This is a genomic window from Streptomyces sp. ID05-39B, from assembly GCF_033794725.1.
GTDB classification, from domain to species: Bacteria; Actinomycetota; Actinomycetes; order Streptomycetales; family Streptomycetaceae; genus Streptomyces; species Streptomyces bobili.
Window position 1 is genome coordinate 1 of record NZ_JARGEF010000032.1, and the last position, 19,698, is coordinate 19,698.

The 19,698-nt window shown below is 72.7% G+C and carries 16 protein-coding genes; 12 read left to right on the forward strand and 4 right to left on the reverse strand.

The window, feature by feature from the left end; all coding sequences use genetic code 11:
* Positions 1-254: 254 nt before the first annotated feature.
* Complete coding sequence (locus P1P75_RS10420; RefSeq protein WP_319253832.1) at positions 255-2,426, reverse strand: hypothetical protein; 2,172 nt, start codon at positions 2,424-2,426, stop codon at positions 255-257.
* Between the two features lie 187 nt (positions 2,427-2,613).
* Between P1P75_RS10420 and P1P75_RS10425 the strand changes: the two genes are divergently transcribed.
* The 5 genes from P1P75_RS10425 to P1P75_RS10445 all read left to right on the forward strand — a co-directional run bounded on the left by P1P75_RS10425 (position 2,614) and on the right by P1P75_RS10445 (position 7,550).
* A complete protein-coding gene (locus P1P75_RS10425; RefSeq protein ID WP_319253834.1) occupies positions 2,614-4,011 on the forward strand; it encodes a M1 family metallopeptidase in 1,398 nt (465 codons plus the stop codon).
* A 96-nt stretch (positions 4,012-4,107) separates the two neighbouring features.
* A complete protein-coding gene (locus P1P75_RS10430) occupies positions 4,108-4,647 on the forward strand; it encodes an MOSC domain-containing protein (protein WP_319253836.1) in 540 nt (179 codons plus the stop codon).
* Between the two features lie 214 nt (positions 4,648-4,861).
* Entirely contained in the window at positions 4,862-5,377 is a 516-nt protein-coding gene (locus P1P75_RS10435; RefSeq protein ID WP_319253838.1) for a SigE family RNA polymerase sigma factor, read from the forward strand.
* A gap of 10 nt (positions 5,378-5,387) precedes the next feature.
* Positions 5,388-5,786 carry a cellulase gene (locus tag P1P75_RS10440; RefSeq protein WP_319253840.1) on the forward strand — a complete coding sequence of 133 codons (399 nt, stop codon included), beginning with the start codon at positions 5,388-5,390 and terminating at the stop codon, positions 5,784-5,786.
* 87 nt (positions 5,787-5,873) lie between these two features.
* Positions 5,874-7,550, forward strand: coding sequence for a phospholipid carrier-dependent glycosyltransferase (locus tag P1P75_RS10445; protein ID WP_319253842.1), 1,677 nt, complete (start codon positions 5,874-5,876; stop codon positions 7,548-7,550).
* A gap of 202 nt (positions 7,551-7,752) precedes the next feature.
* On the opposite strand, the gene P1P75_RS10450 is transcribed toward P1P75_RS10445, so the two are convergent.
* Positions 7,753-8,070, reverse strand: a complete 318-nt coding sequence (locus P1P75_RS10450) for a trypco2 family protein (protein ID WP_319253844.1) — start codon at positions 8,068-8,070, stop codon at positions 7,753-7,755.
* A gap of 154 nt (positions 8,071-8,224) precedes the next feature.
* Here P1P75_RS10450 and P1P75_RS10455 point away from each other — a divergent pair, with 154 nt between their 5' ends.
* The 6 genes from P1P75_RS10455 to P1P75_RS10480 all read left to right on the forward strand — a co-directional run bounded on the left by P1P75_RS10455 (position 8,225) and on the right by P1P75_RS10480 (position 16,404).
* Positions 8,225-9,877: a serine protease gene (locus tag P1P75_RS10455; protein WP_319253846.1), complete on the forward strand. Its 1,653-nt coding sequence runs from the start codon at positions 8,225-8,227 to the stop codon at positions 9,875-9,877.
* Positions 9,877-12,162, forward strand: coding sequence for a tetratricopeptide repeat protein (locus P1P75_RS10460; protein WP_319253848.1), 2,286 nt, complete (start codon positions 9,877-9,879; stop codon positions 12,160-12,162). The genes P1P75_RS10455 and P1P75_RS10460 overlap by 1 nt, the downstream gene beginning before the upstream one ends.
* A gap of 71 nt (positions 12,163-12,233) precedes the next feature.
* Entirely contained in the window at positions 12,234-13,739 is a 1,506-nt protein-coding gene (locus tag P1P75_RS10465; RefSeq protein ID WP_319253851.1) for a VWA domain-containing protein, read from the forward strand.
* Positions 13,736-14,641, forward strand: coding sequence for a hypothetical protein (locus P1P75_RS10470; protein WP_319253853.1), 906 nt, complete (start codon positions 13,736-13,738; stop codon positions 14,639-14,641). The genes P1P75_RS10465 and P1P75_RS10470 overlap by 4 nt, the downstream gene beginning before the upstream one ends.
* Positions 14,638-15,876 carry an extracellular solute-binding protein gene (locus tag P1P75_RS10475; RefSeq protein ID WP_319253855.1) on the forward strand — a complete coding sequence of 413 codons (1,239 nt, stop codon included), beginning with the start codon at positions 14,638-14,640 and terminating at the stop codon, positions 15,874-15,876. Before P1P75_RS10470 ends, P1P75_RS10475 begins: the two co-directional genes overlap by 4 nt.
* Positions 15,877-15,957: 81 nt before the next feature.
* The gene (locus P1P75_RS10480) at positions 15,958-16,404 is read left to right on the forward strand and encodes a hypothetical protein (protein WP_319253857.1); all 447 of its coding nucleotides are present in this window, start codon (positions 15,958-15,960) and stop codon (positions 16,402-16,404) included.
* Between the two features lie 240 nt (positions 16,405-16,644).
* Here P1P75_RS10480 and P1P75_RS10485 read toward each other — a convergent pair whose 3' ends face one another.
* Positions 16,645-17,421 (reverse strand): alpha/beta fold hydrolase, encoded by a 777-nt coding sequence (locus P1P75_RS10485; protein ID WP_319253859.1) that lies wholly within the window; start codon positions 17,419-17,421, stop codon positions 16,645-16,647.
* Between the two features lie 104 nt (positions 17,422-17,525).
* Complete coding sequence (locus tag P1P75_RS10490; RefSeq protein WP_319253861.1) at positions 17,526-18,689, reverse strand: nuclear transport factor 2 family protein; 1,164 nt, start codon at positions 18,687-18,689, stop codon at positions 17,526-17,528.
* Between the two features lie 96 nt (positions 18,690-18,785).
* Here P1P75_RS10490 and P1P75_RS10495 point away from each other — a divergent pair, with 96 nt between their 5' ends.
* Positions 18,786-19,688, forward strand: coding sequence for a LysR family transcriptional regulator (locus P1P75_RS10495; RefSeq protein WP_319253863.1), 903 nt, complete (start codon positions 18,786-18,788; stop codon positions 19,686-19,688).
* Positions 19,689-19,698: the final 10 nt, after the last annotated feature.

The following is a 19,698-nucleotide window of genomic DNA, read 5'->3' on the forward strand; positions in this document are numbered from 1 at the left end:
GCCGTCACGGACCCGGTCCAACTGGAGGAGGTCCTGGAACAGACCTCGGCGCTGGGCCGGACCACGACGTCGATCGTGCTGTCCTCCCCGGTGCGCGGGCGGGTCCGTCAGAAAACGGCTCGGGCGGCGCTCGCGCGGTGAGCGCGGGCGCCGCCCGGAGCGACGTGGTCGGCGAGGAAAGCGAAGGAACTTGTTTCGGGAAAGGAATGGAGAAGGAAGCCCCTTCATGGCCTCGCCGTGGGCAACGCTAGCACTCAGCCGGGGATCAGGTCGCGCAGGTTTTCGAGGGTGATGACCCGGGAGTCCGGGTGGAGTCCCTCGGGGCGTTCGAGACCGATGTACAGCACGGGCTCGTCCGGGACGGGCCCGCCGTCCCACAGGTCCACGGCCGTCGTGTCGTCGGACATCAGGCCGATCAGGTAGCGCACCGTCAGATGCTCGCGCTCCACGAGGGCGCGCACGACCTTGGACACCGACACCTGGTTCTCCTCGACCCGGTTGGCCGCCGAGATGCCCTTCAGATACAGGTGCAGCCACTTCGCGCGCCACCGGCCGTCGTCCTCGCGCCGGAACACCAGCGGCAGTGCCACCCGGCCCGCCCCGCGAAGCTCCGACTTCATCCGCACCGTGCGCGGCTCGAAGGGGCGCCCCTTCTGCTCGCCGTCGCGCAGCATGAAGCCGAAGAACGACTCCTCGACCTCCTCGAAGCTCTCGCCGGCGAAGATGTTGACCTGCGGAACGATGAAGGTGGCGCGTACGCGGTCCAGGGACAGGTCGATGAATTCCGAGGCTCCGTCGGGCGCCGCGGTGACATCGCCCGAGTGCACTCCCCCGACCGCTTTGAGGGAGGTGTAGGAGAGCCAGGAGTCGGTGCTGTAGTCGGAGTGCAGGAGCAGCGCCGAGAGGTCGTAGTCGGTCCGGTCCTCGGTCTCCTTCCAGTACACGAAGAAGCGCAGCCGTTCGCCGTCGACGGCCGAGACGGAGCCCCGTGGCAGTACGCCGAGCCCGGCCGCGGTGGCCCTGCCGCTCAGCGGGAGCGCGACGTCGAGGACGTCGGGGCCGAGCAGCAGCCGGTCCGGGGCCGGGAGCCTGCGGCGCAGTTCGGTGTCGAGGGCGGCGATCAGGCGATCGCGGTCGGCGACGGGGACGGGCCGCCGGGCGTCGGGGGTGACCCAGCCGCGGCCCCGGCGGTTGACGAAGATCCGGGGTTCGGCGGTCTCCCGCTCCCGGTTCTGGAAGTGCTCGCGGACCGACAGCACGACCCGGCCCGAGACGTCGGGCGCGACCCGCACCGCGGCGGCCAGCACCTCGTCCCGTACCTCCTGGTCGGCGGCGATGCGCAGCAGGAGGTCGAGGGCGCGGAACAGTTTGCCGGGAGCGGACGTCAGCAGGCGTACCGCGCCGAGGACGTCGTACTCGTCGAGCAGTTTCTCCACCCGGCTGTCGAAGGACCGGGCCTCCTTCTCGCCTCGTGCCACGGCGAACACGTCGGCGGCGTGCGGCCAGCGCGGGTACTCGTGCGGGTGGAGTCGCTCGCCGAGGCGCTTGAACGGCTCGCGGTGCGCGTGCACGTCGGACAACTTGGCGGGGTTCGCCTCGACCACGGCGTCGAGGCCCGCGAGGAGCGCGCGGCGGGCCGGCCGCGAGAGGGCGCGAAACCGGGTCGGCTCCTGCAGTGTCACGTCCCCGCCCGACAGCGCACAGGCCAGCCGCAGCACATCGGTGACGGTGTCGAGCAGGAGGTCGGCGCCGGCCGCGAGACGGGCTTCGTTGACGACGGCCCGGTTCTCCCGGACCGGGATCGCCTCCGGCTGGGGGCCGGGCGCGCACCGTTCGGCGAGGGTCCTGAGGTCGCGCAGGTGGTCCTCGCCCAGGGGCGTCGTGCTGCCCGCCAAAGCCAGGTAGAGGCCCGTGAGTTCGTCGTCGAGGTCGCGTCCGAGGTGCAGGACGGTCACCCGGTCGCCCGCGGAGGCGATCAGCTCGTCCTGGGCCGCGAGCATCTCCTCGTAGGTGTGCTGGTAGCGGCCGTAGGCGGGGAGACTGAGCAGGTCCAGCACCCCGTGTGCCAGTTGCGTCAGCACGTTCTGGCGCGACGTGTCGTCGGCGAGCGCCTTCGTCACACACCGCATCCAGAACTCTTCGGTGTCCGGCACGTTCGCCGGGAAGTCGATGAAGTACGCGTTGTGCCGGACGTGGTCGCCCACCATTTCGCTCACGGTGCGCAGGGTCCGCCTGGCGGTGTGCACGACCGCGGCCCCGGACAGTCCCGACAGCCTCTGCAGCAGCTCCGCCGAGAGCTTGAATCCCACGGAGGTCAGGGCCGCGTCGAACTGCCGTGCGGCGGTGACCCCGTCCCCGGCGGAGCCCTTGGGGATGGGAAGGCGGTGGGTGTGCCGGATGACCAGCGATTCGAGACTGTGCGCCATTCGGGGATGATCGCAGAGGTGTGCGAACCGGCGCACAGGGATTTCGGCGGGCGTCACCGGGTGGCCGGGGCCCTGGACGCGCTCCTCGGGCCGGTCCCCTGTCCGCCCCGGGTTCTGGCGGTCCCGTTCTCGAAGAGTGCGCCCGAGGCGGGTCGGCCGACGGTGTGATGTGGCAGTATCCGCTGCCATGTCGCCGTTGGCCGTGTGGTCCGCGCCCCTGTCCGCTCGTCGTCTGTTCGTCGTGCTGCTCGTGCTGCTCATGGCGGTCGCCGCCCAGGTCAGTGATGCCGGTGCGGTGGCCGGGCCGCGGGAGGCCGGGGCCGCCGCGACGCCGGATCGCGCCCGGTACGACGTGGCGCTGCGTTCCGACGCGGACGGCAGCCACTGGACCGGACGACAGCGGGTCTCGTTGCGCAACGCCTCCGACCGGCCTCTGCGGGAGGTGTACCTGCGTCTGTGGGGCAACGGCACGGACGGGTGCGGCACTGCGACCGCTCCCGCCGCCGTCAGGGTGTCGCACGTACGCGGTGGCACACCGGACCGTCCCGCCGTGAACTGCACGGCTCTGCGTATCGCCCTGCCGAAGCCCCTCGCGCGCGGAGCGCGGACCTCCCTCGCCTTCGACGTCTCCATCGCGGTGCCCGACCGCAATGCCCGGTTCGGCCGCGAAGGTGCCTTCCGCTTCCTCGGCAACGCGCTGCCGGTCCTCGCCGTGCGGGACGCGAAGGGGTGGCACCTCGATCCGTACGTGGCGCTCGGTGAGAGCTTCTACGCCCTGACGGGCGACTTCCGGGTCCGCCTCGACCACCCGTCGGCCCTGAAGGTGCCCGCCACCGGCCACACCCGGACCCTCCCCGGCGGCCCCGGCCGTACGGTCACGCTCAGCGTCGCGGACCGGGTGCGGGACTTCGCCTGGGCCGCGGGTCCGTTCCGCACGGCGACGCAGACCACCCCCGGGGGCGTACGCGTGCGGTCGTACTGGGCGCCCGGCACCCCTGCCGAGGGCGTGCGTCTCAACCGCACGGATGCCGTCGCCGCGATCGACCGGTTCGGCCGGGAGTTCGGCCGCTATCCGTACGGCGAGATCGACCTCGTGATGACCAGCGGGTTCGGCGGTGGCATGGAGTACCCCGGCCTCGTCCTCCTCGGCACCACCGAGGAGGGCAGCGCCGTCGTCCACGAGGTGGCACACCAGTGGTGGTACGGCATCGTCGGCAACGACGAGTACTCCTCACCGTGGCTGGACGAGAGCTTCGCCCAGTACGCCAACGCCCGCTTCTACGGCTGGGACACCCGCGACTGCTGGTCGGACGTCTCCTGGCCGGACGACGAGAGCGCGCTGACCGGCTCGATGGCGTACTGGTCGCAACACCCCGGCGAGTACCACCTCCTCTACACGGCCGGGCCCTGCGCCCTGGCCGACCTGGAACGCACCCTCGGTGCCGACACCATGGCCCGCCTCCTCAAGGGGTACGCAGGGGACCACTGGTACGGCGTCTCCAGCACCGCCGCCTTCAAGAAGGCCGCGCGGTCCGTGACGGACCAGGACCTCGGCCCCTTCTGGGAGACCCACCGCATCCGGTGACGGTCACGTGCCTGGCCGCCGGGGGGACCGGACGCCGGCCGGGCCGAACGGTTAGGGTCGTGACCGATCATCGTCAAACGGGGAGGGGCTCCGGGAATGAGCGGGACGGTCACGGCGGTCAGCAGCAACGGGGAGTACTCGTTCACCAAGCCGAACCGGGACAGCATCACGCTGCTCGCCGGGCTCGGTGTGGAGGGTGACGTCCACGCCGGAGTGACCGTCAAGCACCGCTCACGGGTCGCTCAGGACCCCACGCAGCCGAACCTGCGCCAGGTCCATCTCGTCCAGGAGGAACTCTTCGCCGAGGTCGGTGCGGCGGGGTTCGCGGTGGCGCCCGGTGACCTCGGCGAGAACATCACGACCCGTGGCATCGATCTCCTCGGCCTGCCGGCCGGCACGCTGCTGCGCATCGGCGCAGCGGTGCTGGAGGTGACCGGGCTGCGCAATCCCTGCCTGCAGATCGACAACTTCCAGCAAGGGCTGCTCAAGCAGGTGGTCGGCCGCGACGAGGCCGGGAACATCGTGCGCAGGGCCGGAGTCATGAGCATCGTGAGGGAAGGCGGCGTGGTGCGTCCGGGCGACGCCGTCGAGGCGGAGCTTCCCAGCGGGCCGCACCGGCCCCTGGAACGGGTCTGAGCGAGGCGGGCGACTCCTCGGGCGGCAACGGCAGTTGAGGCGCGTGTGGTCCACGCCACACCGCCCGGGTGCATAGCCGTGCGGGGGCCAGCGCCTTTGTCATGGGTGAAGGGGCGCCGTCCGCGGTCGATGACATGGGTGGTGCCGCCCTGCGGCCCGACGAGGCCGCGGCAGAGGCCGACGTACTCGGCAGGGAGCTAAGGGGTCTACGCCGATGGGGCAGTTGCGGGCCGAGGAGTTCGACCGGTTCGTGGCGGCTCGGTGGCCGGCGTTGCTTCACCTGGCGCGGCTGCTCACCGGCGGAGACCGGCACCGGGCTGAGGATCTGCTCCAAGAGGCCCTGGTCAAGCTGTGGTTCGCCTGGCCGAGAGTGGCCGGTCAGGCGCCCGAGGCGTATGTGCGCAAGGTGCTGGTCCGTGCGGCGGCTCGGTCGGCACGGCGCCGCTGGTGGGGCGAGCACCCGGTGGACCGGCTGCCCGATCCGCCCGGGGTGGCGGACGAGATGGCCGCCGTGGAGGAGCGGAACCGGTTGGAGGCCGTGCTGGCGTTGTTGCCGGCGCGGCAGCGGGCCGCCGTGGTGCTGCGTTATTACCAGGACCTGCCCGAGCGACAGGTCGCGCAGGCGCTGGGGTGTCCGGTGGGCACCGCCCGCTCGCTCACGGCACGCGGCGTCGCACGGCTGCGGCAGCTCCTGGCCGACAGAGCCGAACCGGTCGAGCCGGTCGGGTGAAGGAGGAGCCATGGACCGCTTCGAGCGGGAGCTGGCACGCATGCTGCGTGACAGCCGGCAGGACACGCCCTACGAGGACGGGCACCGGTACCGGCTGCGGGCCGGCATTCGCGCCCGGCAACGGGTGCGGACGGCCTGGCTGGCCACCGCGTCCGTACTGACCCTCGCCGGAGTCGGCCTCGCGCTGACGGTCCTGCCGGGCGTGCTCTTCCCGGGCGGGCCCACCGGTCCACGGCCACGCCCCGCCACTTCTGCCGCGTCGGCCTCGCTGCCGTCGACGCCCCGCACCGCGCCCGCCGCCACGGGGGTGCTGGTGCCGTACCGCACCTCGACGCCCGAGCCGGTGCCGACGCGGACCTCGGCGACTCGAGCCGCCCCGCGGCCGGCTGCCGGCGATGCCGATGAGTGACGTCCGGGACCGAACCGAGGGCCCGCCACCCACCGCCCGACGGCGGACGTCCGCCGTCCTGGACTCCGCGGAGAGACAAGTCATCACGTGAGCGACGAGAACGCGCGCTGGGAGCGGCGGCTGCGCCGCTTCGGATACGGGGAGATCCCGCGTACGTCCGTGCGGGACCGCCTGGTTCCGCCGTTTCCCGAACACGGGACACGCCTGTGGTCCGCGCTCGGGCTGTCCCCGGCGGCGGCGCACCGGCTCGCGGGCCGGTCGGCGTGGGGCGGGCCGCTGCTGGTGGCCCTCCTCGCCGGGGTGCTGCGCTTCTGGCGTCTCGGGAGCCCGCGGGCGGTCGTGTTCGACGAGACGTACTACGCCAAGGACGCCTGGTCCCTGCTGCGGTTCGGCTACGAGGGCACCTGGCCCGACCGCAAGATCGCCGACCCGCGGATCCTGGCCGATCCGCCGGTGATCCAGCTCTCCGACGCCGGAGTCTTCGTCGCTCACCCGCCGACGGGCAAGTGGGTGATCGGGCTCGGTGAGTGGATGTTCGGCCTCACGCCGTTCGGGTGGCGCTTCATGACGGCGGCCCTCGGCACGCTGTCGGTGCTGATGCTGTGCCGCGCGGGACGCCGCCTGTTCCGTTCGACGTTCCTGGGCTGCCTGGCCGGAGCGCTGATGGCCGTGGACGGCCTGCACTACGTGATGAGCCGGACCGCGCTGCTCGACCTCGTCGTCATGTTCTTCGTCCTGGCGGCGTTCGGCTGCCTGCTCATCGACCGGGACGGTGCGCGGGCCCGGCTCGCGGCAGCCCTGCCGGTCGACGGCGACGGCCGGGTACGCCCGGACGGACCCACAGGTGACCGTGCCGGGACGGGCCTGCGTCCCTGGCGGCTCGCGGCGGGCCTGTTCCTGGGACTGGCGGCCTCGACCAAGTGGAACGGCCTGTACTTCCTCGCCTTCTTCGCGATCCTCACCCTGCTGTGGGACGTCGGCTCGCGCAGGGTGGCGGGGGCGTACCGCCCCTACCGCGCGGTGCTGCGCAAGGACCTCGGCTGGTCGGCGCTGTCCCTCCTGCCGGTCGCCACCGTGACCTATCTGGCGACCTGGAGCGGCTGGTTCCTGTCGGACAACGGCTACGGACGCCACTGGGCCGACGGCCGCGGCGGCACCTGGTCGTGGATACCGGCCCCGCTCCGCAGCCTGTGGCACTACGAGCACGGGGTGTACGCGTTCAATGTGGGGCTGCACTCGCCACACAAATACGAGTCGAATCCGTGGAGTTGGCTGATCCTCGGCCGCCCTGTGCTGTTCCACTACGAGTCGCCGAGACCGGGGAGGGACGGCTGCCACGCGACCGCCGACTGCTCACAGGCCATCCTCGCCCTCGGCACGCCCCTGCTGTGGTGGTCGGCGTGCTGTGCACTCGTGTATTTGCTCCACCGGTGGGCGCTGCGCCGCGACTGGCGTGCCGGCGCCATCCTGTGCGCGGTGGGGGCCGGTTATCTGCCCTGGTTCCTGTACCAGGACCGGACGGTCTTCTCCTTCTACGCGGTCGTCTTCGTGCCGTACCTGAGCCTGGCCGTGGCCATGACGCTGGGCGCGCTGGCGGGTCCGCCGGGGGCGGCCGACAAGCGCCGCACACGAGGTGTGGTGGCAGCGGGCGTACTTGTCCTGCTCATCGCGTGGAACTTCATCTATTTCTTCCCGGTCTACTCGGGGTACACGATCCCGCAGGGTGACTGGCGCGCCAGGATGTGGCTGGACACCTGGATCTGAGACGGCCGCGGGTGCGCGGGCCGAAGGCCGTCGCAGACCTGGCCGTCGTCGCTCCACGCGGGTGCCGTCCGCTCCCGCGACTCACGCACTCACGCACTCACGCACTCACGCACTCACGCACTCACGCACTCACGCACTCACGCACTCACGCACTCACGCACTCACGCACCGGCAACGACGTCACCCCACACAGGACACCGTCCTACCGGCTGTTCCCGTCGTCCGGTTCCGGAAGCACACGGTCCTCGTCACGGCTGACCGAGACCCGGCCTCCCGTGCTGGTCTCCGGCTTCAGTTCGACCTGCACCTGATGGGTCGTCTGGCGGTCGACCGATCCACCGAGTTCGGCCGTGACCACACCGATGCGTACTCCGCCGCGGGCCGTTCCGGACTGGTGGACCTGCACCGTGAACGTCAGGCTCACCTTCTCCACGGTGAACCCCAGGGCGCGGCCCTGCGCCTCGTCGCGGGCCCGCTCCAGTTCGCCCCGGATCTGGCGGATCACCTCGGTCAATCCCACGAACCCCGGTCCATCCGTCAACTCGCATCCCCCACAAGCTCGTTGATCCCGTGTCGCCACAGTATGCGGCAGGACCAGGCGCTCGTATAGTTCTGGTATGGGGGCCGACGGGGGTGTCGATGATGGTTCGTCACTGGGAACACCTTGCTGGGCGGTGCGTATCCGGCGGGCGGACGGGAAGATCGCGGGCGCCGGCATTCTGCTGAGCCCGGACCGGGTGCTCACCTGTGCGCACGTGGTCGAGGACAGGGACGCGGAGTTCACCGCCGAGTTCGTCGGCGCGGCGCCCGGTCTCGCGGTGCCCTCGGTGACGGCACGGGTCGACGGGGACGCGTACGTGCCGAACACGCGCGACGCCGACGGCGATCCCAGCGGTGATGTGGCACTGCTGCGGCTCGACCGTGCCAGGCCTGCCGGTGAAACGACACTGCTGCACCGGCTCTCCGCACCCGACCGCGCTGTGCAGATGTACGGCTTCCCCTACGACCACAACGGCGGCATCTGGTTCCGGGCAGTCATCGTCGGCGGCTGCGGTCGCGACGGGCAGGTCCAGCTGAGCCCGACCAGCCCCGGCGAACTCGCCAGCGCGGGATGCAGCGGTTCGGGCGTGATGGACACGGTGACCGGCAAGGTCATCGGGATGGTCCTCAGCGGGATCGGGGACCGGCACGGGAACCTGTTCTCCTTCATGAGCCCCGCCGAGACCATCGTCCGGCACCTCCCCGAGGTCGGCCGGTGGACGCGGGGAAGGACGGCCGTCGACGACCGGCTCAGATCCACGCGCGAGGACGCGGCCGAGGCCCTGCTCGACGAGCCGTTCGCCCAGCGACTCACCCACTGGCTCCAGGACGACGGACAGCAGGTGAAGATCAGCCTCGTGCCCGCGGGCGACGCGGTGCGGGCCGCCACCCTGCGCCGCGCCATCACCCTGGCCGACCGGGAGTTACGCACCGCGGCCTCCGTCGACCGGGCCTCCCTCGATCCGCCCGGCACCGTCCCGTCGGCCGGCGGCCATGACCTGGCCGTGGACGCGGCGGGGCTCACCTCCACCCTGATCGGGGAGCGGATCGCCGAACGCATGGGGCTGTGGCAGCATCCGGCCGACCCGGTGGCCGAACGCATCGGGGCCGCGGACGTCACCCTCACGCTGATCGTCGTCGGCGTCGACGAGGCCGCCGACCCGCCCGCCCTGCTGGACCTCCTCGACACCCTGCGCGCCAGGGGCAACCGCCTGCTGCTGGTCTTCCGCAACGCCGACGCCACGTACCGGCGAGCCCGCCGCGAACTGGTCGTCGAGCCGGAACGGGAACGCCGCGCACGCCTCGTCGAGCGGCTGGAACGGATCACCGGGCCCCTCGCCCAGACACTGCACCGGCGCCTGGCCGCCGTACGGGCCGAGGGCGTCCGGCCCGCCGACGCGGACCTGGTGAGGGCCCATGTCGCACTGGCGACGCTCACGCGCGTGGGGGACGGCGACGGCGTCCCGGTCCGGGACCTGGTCCGTTACGAGCGGCTCGCCGAACGGGTGGCCGCCCGCATGACCACGGCCATCGGCACACTCGACCGGCTCCGCGAGCGGCGGGAGGAACTGGACGGCAGGCTGCGCGGCTACCACGTCCTGCACCTCGACTCCGTCCAGGGCAAGGAGGCGGACCTGGCCCTGGACGCACTCCGGCTCCGCGCGCACGAGCTGTTGCAGGCCCGGCCGTGCGACGTGAAAGCCGCCGAGGCCGCCGTGGAGGCCTACACCCGCCATGTCGACCGCGGGGCCCCTCCGCGACAGGGACAGGGAGGTGCCTCCGCGTGATGACGTCCCCACCGGCGCCGTGCCCGAGAGCCGACTGCGCGGGCGGCGCCGTCATGGTGACCGGCTTCTGCGACACCTGCCACCGCCGGCCGCCCGAGAAGGGCCGCACGTCCCCGGCGCGGCCCGCCGCCGCACCCGAGGCTCCCGCGCGCCGGCCCGCCGAGCCGGCCGCCGACGCGCTCGACAACGACGGCCTGCTGATCCTGCCGCACATCCCCTCCCCCGAACCGTCCGAGGCCGCGCCCCTCACCGCCAGCCCGCCCACCGGCGGCCGACGCTGCGGCGTCGACAACTGCGCCGGCACCATCGGCGTCACCTACGCCGGCGGGCCCGCCCTCACCCACGGCTACTGCCCCCAGTGCGGCCGGGAGTACTCCTTCGAACCGCGGCTGAACCCCGGCGACCGCGTCGGCGGTCACTACCGGGTGCTCGGCTACCTCGCGGTGGGCGGCCTCGGCTGGGTCTACCTGGCGGAGGACACCAGGGTGCCGGACCTGCACGTCGTCCTCAAAGGGCTGATCAACACCGGTGACGCCGTCGCCCGGCGGTCGGCCGTCGAGGAGCGCCGCTCGCTCACCACGCTCCACCACCGGGACATCGTGCGCATCGTGACGTACGTCCAGCACCAGGAGCCCGGCGAGGCCGAACCCACCGGGTACATCGTGATGGAGTACGTGGGCGGCCGCTCGCTCGACTGGATCCGGCGCGCCTCCGAGGAGGAGCTGGCCCACCTGTTCGGCGGCTCCTTCGGCATCGGCCATGTGATCACCTACGGCTGCAAGATCCTCGGCGCCCTGGAGTACCTGCACGCCCAGGGGCTGCTGTACTGCGACATGAAGCCCGACAACGTCATCCACTACGGGCGCGACATCAAGGTCATCGACCTCGGAGCCATACGGCGCACCGACGACCGCACGTCCAGCCTCGTCTACACCTCGGGTTACGCGCCGCCGAAGCCGGAACGCGACGAGCGCGGCTTCCACCTCGACACCGACCTCCACACCGTCGGCAAGACCCTGGAAACCCTCGCCGCCCGCGCCGAGCCGGCCGCCGGGCTCGCCGCCCGCTCGTTCGACGCACTGATCAGACGCGCCACCCATGCCGAATGGGAGGCCCGGTTCACCTCCGCGGCCGAGATGTCCCGCCAGCTGTGGGAGGTACTGCGCGAGCACCAGGCGCTCAGCGGGCACGAGCCGTACCCGGAGCGCTCCACCCGGTTCGAGCCGACGGCGGCCCTCTTCGGCGCGGCGCTCGGCACGGTGCCGTCGCTGGAGCACTGGACCGGACGTCCGGGCCCCGGGGTGCCCGAGCTGCCGGTCGGGGCGCCGGATCCCGGGGACACCGCGCGGGCCCTGCCCGTGCCGATCCCCGACCCGCACGACGCGGCCGCCGTACTGCTCGGCGGTCTGGTGTCCGGCAGCCCCGAACGCATCGCGGAACGCGCCGAGAGCGACCCGCGGCTCGACACGGTCGAGACCTCGTTGTGGCTGTGCCGTGCCTATCTCGACACGGGGGACACGGACCGGGCCGGGCGGTGGCTGGACAGGGCCGGCCGGCAGAGCGGCGCCTACGACTGGCGGATCTACTGGCACCGGGGCCTGCGGTGGCTGACGGACGGCCAGGTACAGGCCGCCGAGGGCGAGTTCGCCGCCGTCTACGGCTCGCTGCCCGGCGAGTCGGCGCCGAAACTGGCCCTCGGCTTCTGCGCGGAGAACCTCTCCGCCGCGGACCGCCAGACCGAGGCCTACTACGAGGCCGTATGGCGGCGGGACCGGACGCAGGGCAGCGCGGCCTTCGGGCTCGCCCGGGTCCATCTGCGCCGCGGGGACCGGGCGGCGGCCGTCGCGGTCCTCGACGAGGTACCGACGACCTCACGGCACTACGACGCCGCACGCGTCGCGGCGATCCGCGTGCTGGCCGGCCTGCTGGACAAATCCGGGCCCGCCGTGGACCAACTGGCCGACGCGGACCGGCGGCTGACCCTGCTCGAAGGGCACCTGTCCGGCGGCGGGACATGGGACCGGCTGCTCGCCGAGGTCCGCGAGAACGCCGTCGCCTGCCGGCCGCCCGGCGGGTGGGGGCCGCGCTTCCCCGCCGGTGAGCGATTCGGGCGGGCGGACACACCGCGGGACGCGAGCGCGCTGCTGTCCCGCTCGCTGAAGCGGCTCGCGGACCAGGCGGGTGACGCCGCCGAGCGCGGTGACCTGCTCGACCGGGCGTACGCGGCTCTCCCGCGGGCCGTCGGTCTGCGGGAGCTGCTCCACGGATGGCGGCGGACGGCGTGAAGGGGAAGGGCCCGCGGGCGACGGGCCGGGAACGGGCCGACGGCCCGACGACGGCGAGGAGCACGGAGACCGTGAACACAGGCGCATCCGCGAACACAGACGCACAGGGCATGCCCGCCACGGGCGGCGGGCCGGCGAGGCGCGCCTCGGCAGGCCTCGACCTCAGCCAGTGGAAGTACCTGTCCGGCGAGGCGCGTGAACCGCAGATGCACGCCATCGTGACCGTCCGGGCGGACGGCACCGCGAACGGCGGCGCGGCCGGCCCGGTGCTGGCGCAGGTGCTGGCGGTGGACTGCTCCAGTTCGATGGCCTATCCGCAGGAGAAGCTGCGTGCGGCCCACCAGGCCGCCGTGGCGGCGCTGCGGCTGCTCCCCGACGGCACCCCCTTCGCCGTGGTCCGGGGCGCCCATTCGGCGAGCGTGGTCTATCCGGAGACGGAGACCCTGGTCCGGGCGGACGCCCGGCATCGCGCCGAGGCGGAACGGGCCGTGCACCGCCTGATCGCGGGAGGCGGTACGTGCATCGGCAGCTGGCTCGACCTGTCGCGCCGGCTGCTGGCGGAGGCGGACGCGCCCATCGGGCACGTCCTGCTGCTGACCGACGGCAGGAACGAGCACGACCAGCTGATGCCGTTGTCGGACGTCCTGGAGGCCTGCGCGGGGCGTTTCGTGTGCGACGCCTGGGGCATCGGCGACGGCTGGGACGGCCGGGAGCTGCTGCGCGTCACCAGCCGTCTGCACGGCCGGGCCTCCTCCGTGCAGGAGGAGGCGGCGCTCGCGCGCGAGTACGAACAGCTGATGCACCGGCTGCTCGCCAAGAGCATTCCCGAGCTGGTGATCTCGGTGACCCCCATGGCCGGGGCCGGGGTGCGCTACCTCAAGCAGGTCTTCCCGACCGAGGTGGAACTCGACGCCCTCGACCCGGGCGGCGACGCGACGCGGCGGTTCGTCACGCGTGCGTGGGGCGACGAGACCCGCCGCTACCAGCTGTGCCTGTCCGCCGACCCCGCCGGGCGGCCCCGCGGTGAGGATCTCCAACTCGCGGTCGTCTCCCTCGACGTGCCAGGCGGCGAGGTGGAGGTGGCACCGCCCCTGCCGTGCCTGGTGCACTGGACCGACGACGAGGCGCTGTCCGCGTACAGCGACATCCACGTCGAACACTTCGAGCAGCATCAGCGGCTCGGCGAGGCCGTCGCCGCCGCCACCGACGCCCACCGCGACGGCGAGCGTGACCTGGCGCAGCAGCATCTCGGCACGGCCGTGCGGCTCGCCCACGCCATCGGCGCCGACCAGTCGCTCGGCCGGCTGGAACGGCTCGTGGAGATCGACGACCCCGCCGCGGGGCGGGTCCGGCTCCGTCCCGGCGTGGCGGCCGTCGACTTCGAACATCTCATCACCGCCAGCAGCCACAGCACGTACGGCCCCGCCTCGGACGCCGCCGACGCCCTGACGCCCGGCTCCCTGGTCGCCGGCGGTCCTGGCGCGGCCACCGTGCGGTGCGCCGCCTGCGACGGGAGGGTGCCCGCGGCGGCCCGCTTCTGCCCGCTGTGCGGACACGGACTCGCGGGGCGGCCGTGAGTACCACAGGGCGGGACCTGACCCGCAGACTCCGGCTGCTCCTGGCCCTCGGGGCCGTCACCACCCTCGCGCTGTTCGCCGCCTACCGGGGCGTGCACGACGACACGGTGCCGCTGGCCTCGTCGAGCACTCCGGGCATCCTGGCCGTGGACACCGCCAGGAGCGCGCTGCTGCGGGCGCACGCGGCCGTCGACGGGAGCGGCCCGGCGGGCGACGCGACCGGTGAGTTCCACACGCAGCTGTCGGTCGCCCACCAGAGCATCGCCGTCGCGGCCTCGGAGAACGTGACCGGCCCGGCGGACCGGCACACCCTGCAGACCGTCACCGGGCTGATCACCGTCTACTCGGCCTGGGTGGAGCGAGCCGGCCAGGAGAGCGACGCGTCTCTGCGCGGGGCCTATCTGCACTACGCGCAACAGGGCCGGGACGACATCGTCGACCGGCTCGACGACCTGCGCGACGAACAGGTGCGGGTCGCCCGGGAGCAGGCGTCGTTCCCCTGGCCGCTGTGGCTGGGCTGGGGGGCGGTCCTGGTGCTGTGCCCGGTGCTGTGCGCGGGGCTGGTGGAGGCACAGCGCTTCTCGCGGCACCGCTTCCGTACCCCCGTGCATCCGCCGCTGCTCGCCGCCACCGTGCTGTGCGCCGGCGGCGTGGCGGTCCTCGGCTGGTTCACCGTACGGGCGCGTTCGGCGATGCGGGACTCGCTCGCCGAGCTGCGTGTCACGCGGTCCGCGGACGAGATCCCCGGGGCCGGTGCGGACGTGCAGCGGTACATGGCGGACGCCGGGCTCTGGGCGTCGCTGTCCGAATGGATCCTCGTGGGAGGGGCGTTGCTGATGGCGCTGACCTGGCTGGGGCTGTGGCCGCGCATCGCGGAGTACCGGTTCAAGGCGCCACGATGACGCGGCCGCGCCCTCGTACGCTCGGCATCGTCTGCGTCTGTCTGCTCCTGCTCGTGGCGGGCGTGACCGCGGGGGTGCGCTGGGCGCGGGGCTGGACGGGATCGGTGACCGTGCTCGCCAACTGGAGCGGCGCGGAGAAGGAGCAGTTCGAGCGGGCCATGGGGCGGTTCGAGGACGAGTACGGCATCGACGTCGTCTATCAGGGCAGCTCCGCCCTGAGCCAGGTACTCGCCGCCGATCTGGCGGCCGGCACACAACCCGACGTGGCCGTGCTGCCGGGCCCGGGGGAGCTGATGGCCTACGCCGCGCAGGGGCGGCTGGAGCCGTTGGACGGCCTGTTCCAGGCGGGCGCCTACGACCGGGTGTGGATGCCGAAGGTGGCGGGCGAGGACGGCCGGGAGCGCACCTACTGGCTGCCGGTCAAGACAGGCCTGAAAAGCATGGTCTGGCATGCGGGCGGCCTGGCGGGCGACGAGATCGACCGGGTCGCCGGTCGGCCCGACGGCTGGTGCCTGGCCATGGAGTCCGGCGCCACCTCCGGCTGGCCGGGCACCGACTGGGTGGAGGACGTACTGCTCCAGCAGGCCGGCCCGGCGGTGTACGAGCAGTGGGCGACCGGCGCCATCCCATGGACGGACGCCCGGGTCCGCAAGGCCTGGCAGACCTGGGGCGACATGGTGGGCGTGGGCGACAGGACCCGCGTCGACCACCTGCTCAGGGACAACTTCGCCCAGGGGTGCCCCCGGCAGCGTCTGGAGCACCAGGGGTCGTTCCGGGACACCCAATGGGAGCCTGTCGCAGGCGACTTCGTGCACTCCGCCGACGTGATCCCCGGCGCTCTGGCGGACTCCGGGCACTGGGAGGTCTCCGGCGACCTCGCGGCCATGCTGAACGCGACCGACGAGGCCCGGCAGTTGATCCGCTTCCTGGCCGACCCCGATGCCGGGCTGCCGGACTTCTCGGCCAACAGGAAGGCCGCGGCACCGGACGAGTCCGAGGACCAGGACCCGCTGAAACGGAAGATCAACGCGATCCTGCGCGGCTCCGAACGCCACCTGTGCTGGGACGCCTCGGACATCATGCCCCCCGCCCTGCGCAACGCCTTCCACCAGGCGGTCCTGCACTTCCTCGTGGCACCCGGCCGACTGGACGGCCAACTGCGGGCCCTCGAAGCCGTGAACGACGAACCGCGCCCGACACTGCCGGTCTGCGGCACCGGCCGGTCGACGACCTGAGGACCGGCCGGACGGCTGACCGGCTCGAGCCCTTGCCTCGTATGGCACGATTTCCCCTCAGCCACACCGTGGGGGGACATCATGCGCACTCGCGCCTCGATCATCGTCGCCGCTGCACTGCTCGCACTCACCGCCTGCTCCTCCGGCGGGGACGACGGCGGGTCCGCCAGCGACTCCGGACCGGCGGAGGCCGAGCCGACCGTCGCCGTCCCGAAGGCGCACGAGGGCGACGACCTGGAGGCGGCCGCGGCGGTCTACACCTCGGCCTACTTCGCGGCCGACCACGACACCGCGTACGGCATGCTCTCCGCACGCTGCCGGGAGGAGATCGGCGCGGACGCCTACGCCGCCCTCGTCGAGAAGGCGAAGGCCGAGCACGGTCCGGACCACCCGGCGACCGACGTGCGGGCAGAGGTGTCAGGCAAGCTCGGCCGCGTCAGCTACAAGGTCCAGGGCCTCCCCGAGTTCGACCAGCGGTCACAGCCGTGGGCACTGGAGGACGGGGGGTGGAAGTACGACGCCTGCTGACTCCTGGCGCTGACGGGTTCGCGGTGGCGAGCCGGCCGGCCGGCGAGCGCGCCGGCTTACGACCGGCGGGCGCGGAGACCGCGGCTTGCGGGCGCGGAGGCCGCGGCTTGCGGGCGCGCGGGCCGGCGGCTTGCGGCTTGCGGCTTGCGGCTTGCGGCTTGCGGACGGGAACGCCCGGACGGCGTCACGTGCCAGCGGGCTTGCGGCTTGCGGCTTGACGGAGGGAACGCCCGGCCGGCGTCACGTGCCGGCGGCGGAAGGCGGGCCGCCGCGCGAGGATTCGGCCCAGTCCGCGACCGCTCGCGCGACAGCCTCCCGGTGGGCGGCCAGGTAGAAGTGGCCGCCGGGGAAGGACTCCAGCCGGAACTCCGCCGACGTGTGGTTCTTCCAGGCGGCGGCCGCCTCCGCGGACACCCGTGGGTCCCGCTCGCCGGTGAGGCACAACAGGGGCGTGTCCAGCACCGCTTCGCCCGTCGGACGGTACCGGGCGACCGCGCCGTAGTCGTTGCGCAGCGCTGGCAGGAACAGGTCCCGCAGTTCCGGGTCGCGCAGGAACTCGGCCTGGGTACCGCCGAGTTGCGCCAGATCGTCGAGGATTTCCCGGTCCGTCCCCGCGTACCGGTGGGTGCGGGGAACCGAGGGAGCGGCCCGCCCGGAGACGACGACAAGGCAGGGTGTCCCGGGTTCCTCGGCGGTCAGCCGCAGTGCCGCCTCGAAGGCCACGCTCGCTCCCATGCTGTGGCCGAACAGCACCAGGGGCACCGCGGGGTTGGCGAACCGCCGCAGAATCGGTACGAGATGGTCGGCGAGGCCCTCGACGGTGGGCACGAGAGGCTCGTCCAGACGCTCCTGGCGCCCCGGGTACTGGACGCCGGAAAGGTCGAATCCGGCAGGGAAGTGCCGGGTGAACGGCGCGAAGAAGCTGGCGGCACCACCGGCGTGCGGACAGAACACCACATGAGCGGCGGGCCGTCCGACTCGCCGCAGCTCCCGAATCCAACGGTCCTGACCCGTCATCGACGCTCCCCCTCGCTCTGCACCGGTCTCCCCCACTGCGCGAAACGGTATCGAGTCGGCGAACAGGGTCCAAGCCGTCCACGAGCGGCTCCTCTCCGCCGCCTTCACGAGTGCCGGTGGTAGGCCTTGTTGGCGATGCGCCAGCTGCCGTCCACGCGGATCAGCAGGAAGACGTCGGTGAAGGTGTCCGTGCCGTGCCGGAGGCTCATGGTCGCGGTCGCGACGGTGGCGTGGACGTCGACGGTGTCGATGAGACGGGTACGGCTCGCCTCGTCCGGTGCCGGCCCGCCGTGGAAGAGAGCGCAGTACTCGGCCAGGGACCAGGAGACGAAGGCGCCGCGCCGGATGCCCTCGATGTGGGCGGTCGGCAGGAAGGCGTCGCGGAAGTGGACGGGATCTCCGGTGGCGTGTCCGCGGACGTAGGCGCGGATGGGTCGGAGGACGGCTTCCGCCACCGCCGGGACCGTCGCGGCGGTCGCTATGTCGGCCTCGGGATCGGCGGGGGTGTCGGTGTCGGCCAGTCCGGCGGCGCTGCGCAGCGGCGTGTCCGACGCCGTGGCCAAAAGCGTCATGTCCTTGGCCAGGGCACGGATCGTGAAGTCGGCTGTGCCGGCCGCTGACTCGCCTTCGAGATGGGCGCGTTTGCGGGCCACCAGCCCGCCGAGCTGGCCGAGTTCGAGGACGTCCAGTGCCCGGGCGCGGGGCAGGCCGAGGGCGTCGGCTTGGCGCAGTGCGTCACGCAGCGCGAGGACAGCGCCGGCGAGGCTGTTGTTGGCGATCAGTTTGAGCGCGGCCGCGGTCCGGGCGTCGTCCACCCGGTGCACGGTTCCCAGGACTTCCAAGACCGGTCGGGCTCGATCCAGCGCCTCCTGGCCGGCGGCGGCGAGAATGTGCAGGGTGCCCTCGGTGGCGGCCGGAACGGAACCGAGTACGGGCGCATGGACGTAGCTCGGGCCGAACCGCCGGGCGAACTCCGCCGCTTCGGCGGGGGCGACGGTGCTGATGTTGAGCACCGTCGTGTCCCTTGGAAGCGCGTGCTGGACCGCGTCGAGGACCTGCCGGCAGGCCGGGCCGTCGAACAGGGCCAGGACCACGAGGCCGGCCCTCGCCACGGCCTCCCTCGGATCCCCAGTCGTCTCCACGGACCCTGGAGTTCTCCCGGAGCGTGTCCAGCCAAGGACGTCCCGGTTCTGGGCGGTGAGTCGGGTCGCGACGGCTGTGCCCATACGGCCCAGGCCGAGGACGGCGATCGTGTGCGGTGTGGTCATGGCTGCCACGGTGGTGCACCGCCATACCTGCGACAAGCGCAAAGGTCGCGGGTCAGCCCTGCGGGATCCGCATATCAGCCGGTCATACTGCTCCCCATGGAACTGACTGTGTGGCTGACCTTTGTGACGGTGTGCCGGCTCGGGTCGCTGTCGGCGGCGGCCACCGAGCTGCATCACACGCAGTCGGCCGTCTCCCGGCAGATCGCCGGTCTCGAGCGGCAGCTCGGTGTGCCGTTGGTGGAGCGCCATGCGCGCGGCGTACGTCCCACACCCGCCGGTGAGGTGTTCCGGCGCCACGCGCTGGCCACGCTCCACGAGGCCGACCGCGCCGTGCGCGCCGTACGAGAGGCTCATGACGGCGTGGCGGGCCGGCCGCTGGCCATCGGTGCGACACCGTCCTTGGCGGCGGGGATCGTCCCGGAGGCCGTCCGCGGCCTGCTGGAGCGAACCGAACCCCTCCGGTGGAGCCTGCTGCCCGGTCTCAGTACGCAGTTGCACCACCGCGTGGTCGCCGGCGACCTCGACATCGCCGTCGTCACCGACGCACCGCCGGGACTGCCCCACGACCCTCGGGTCGACCGAAGGTTCCTCGGCCTCGACGACATGGTCGTCGTCCTGCCGGTGGGCCATCCGCAGGGCGGACTCGGCCCGCTCCACATACGGGCACTGGCCGACCAGACCTGGGTCGAGGACAACGACGGCTCGGCCGCGCTCCTGCGTCAGCATGCCGCCCGCGCCGGCGTCAGCGCACGGATCGACCTCACTGCGGCCGACCTTCCCGGCAAGCTGGCTCTGGTCGCCACCGGCCATGCCGTCGCGCTGATCCCCGGGGTGCTCACGCGCGCGCTGCGCAACGACGTCACCGCCGTGCCGCTCGTCGATCCCCCGACCCGCGGCATCTACACGCTCACACCTCGCCGCGACCCGCACCCCGCCACGGCGCACCTTCTCGACCGGCTCGCCACAGCATTCACGCCAGTGCGCCCGCCGACGCCGTGACAGCATGCGG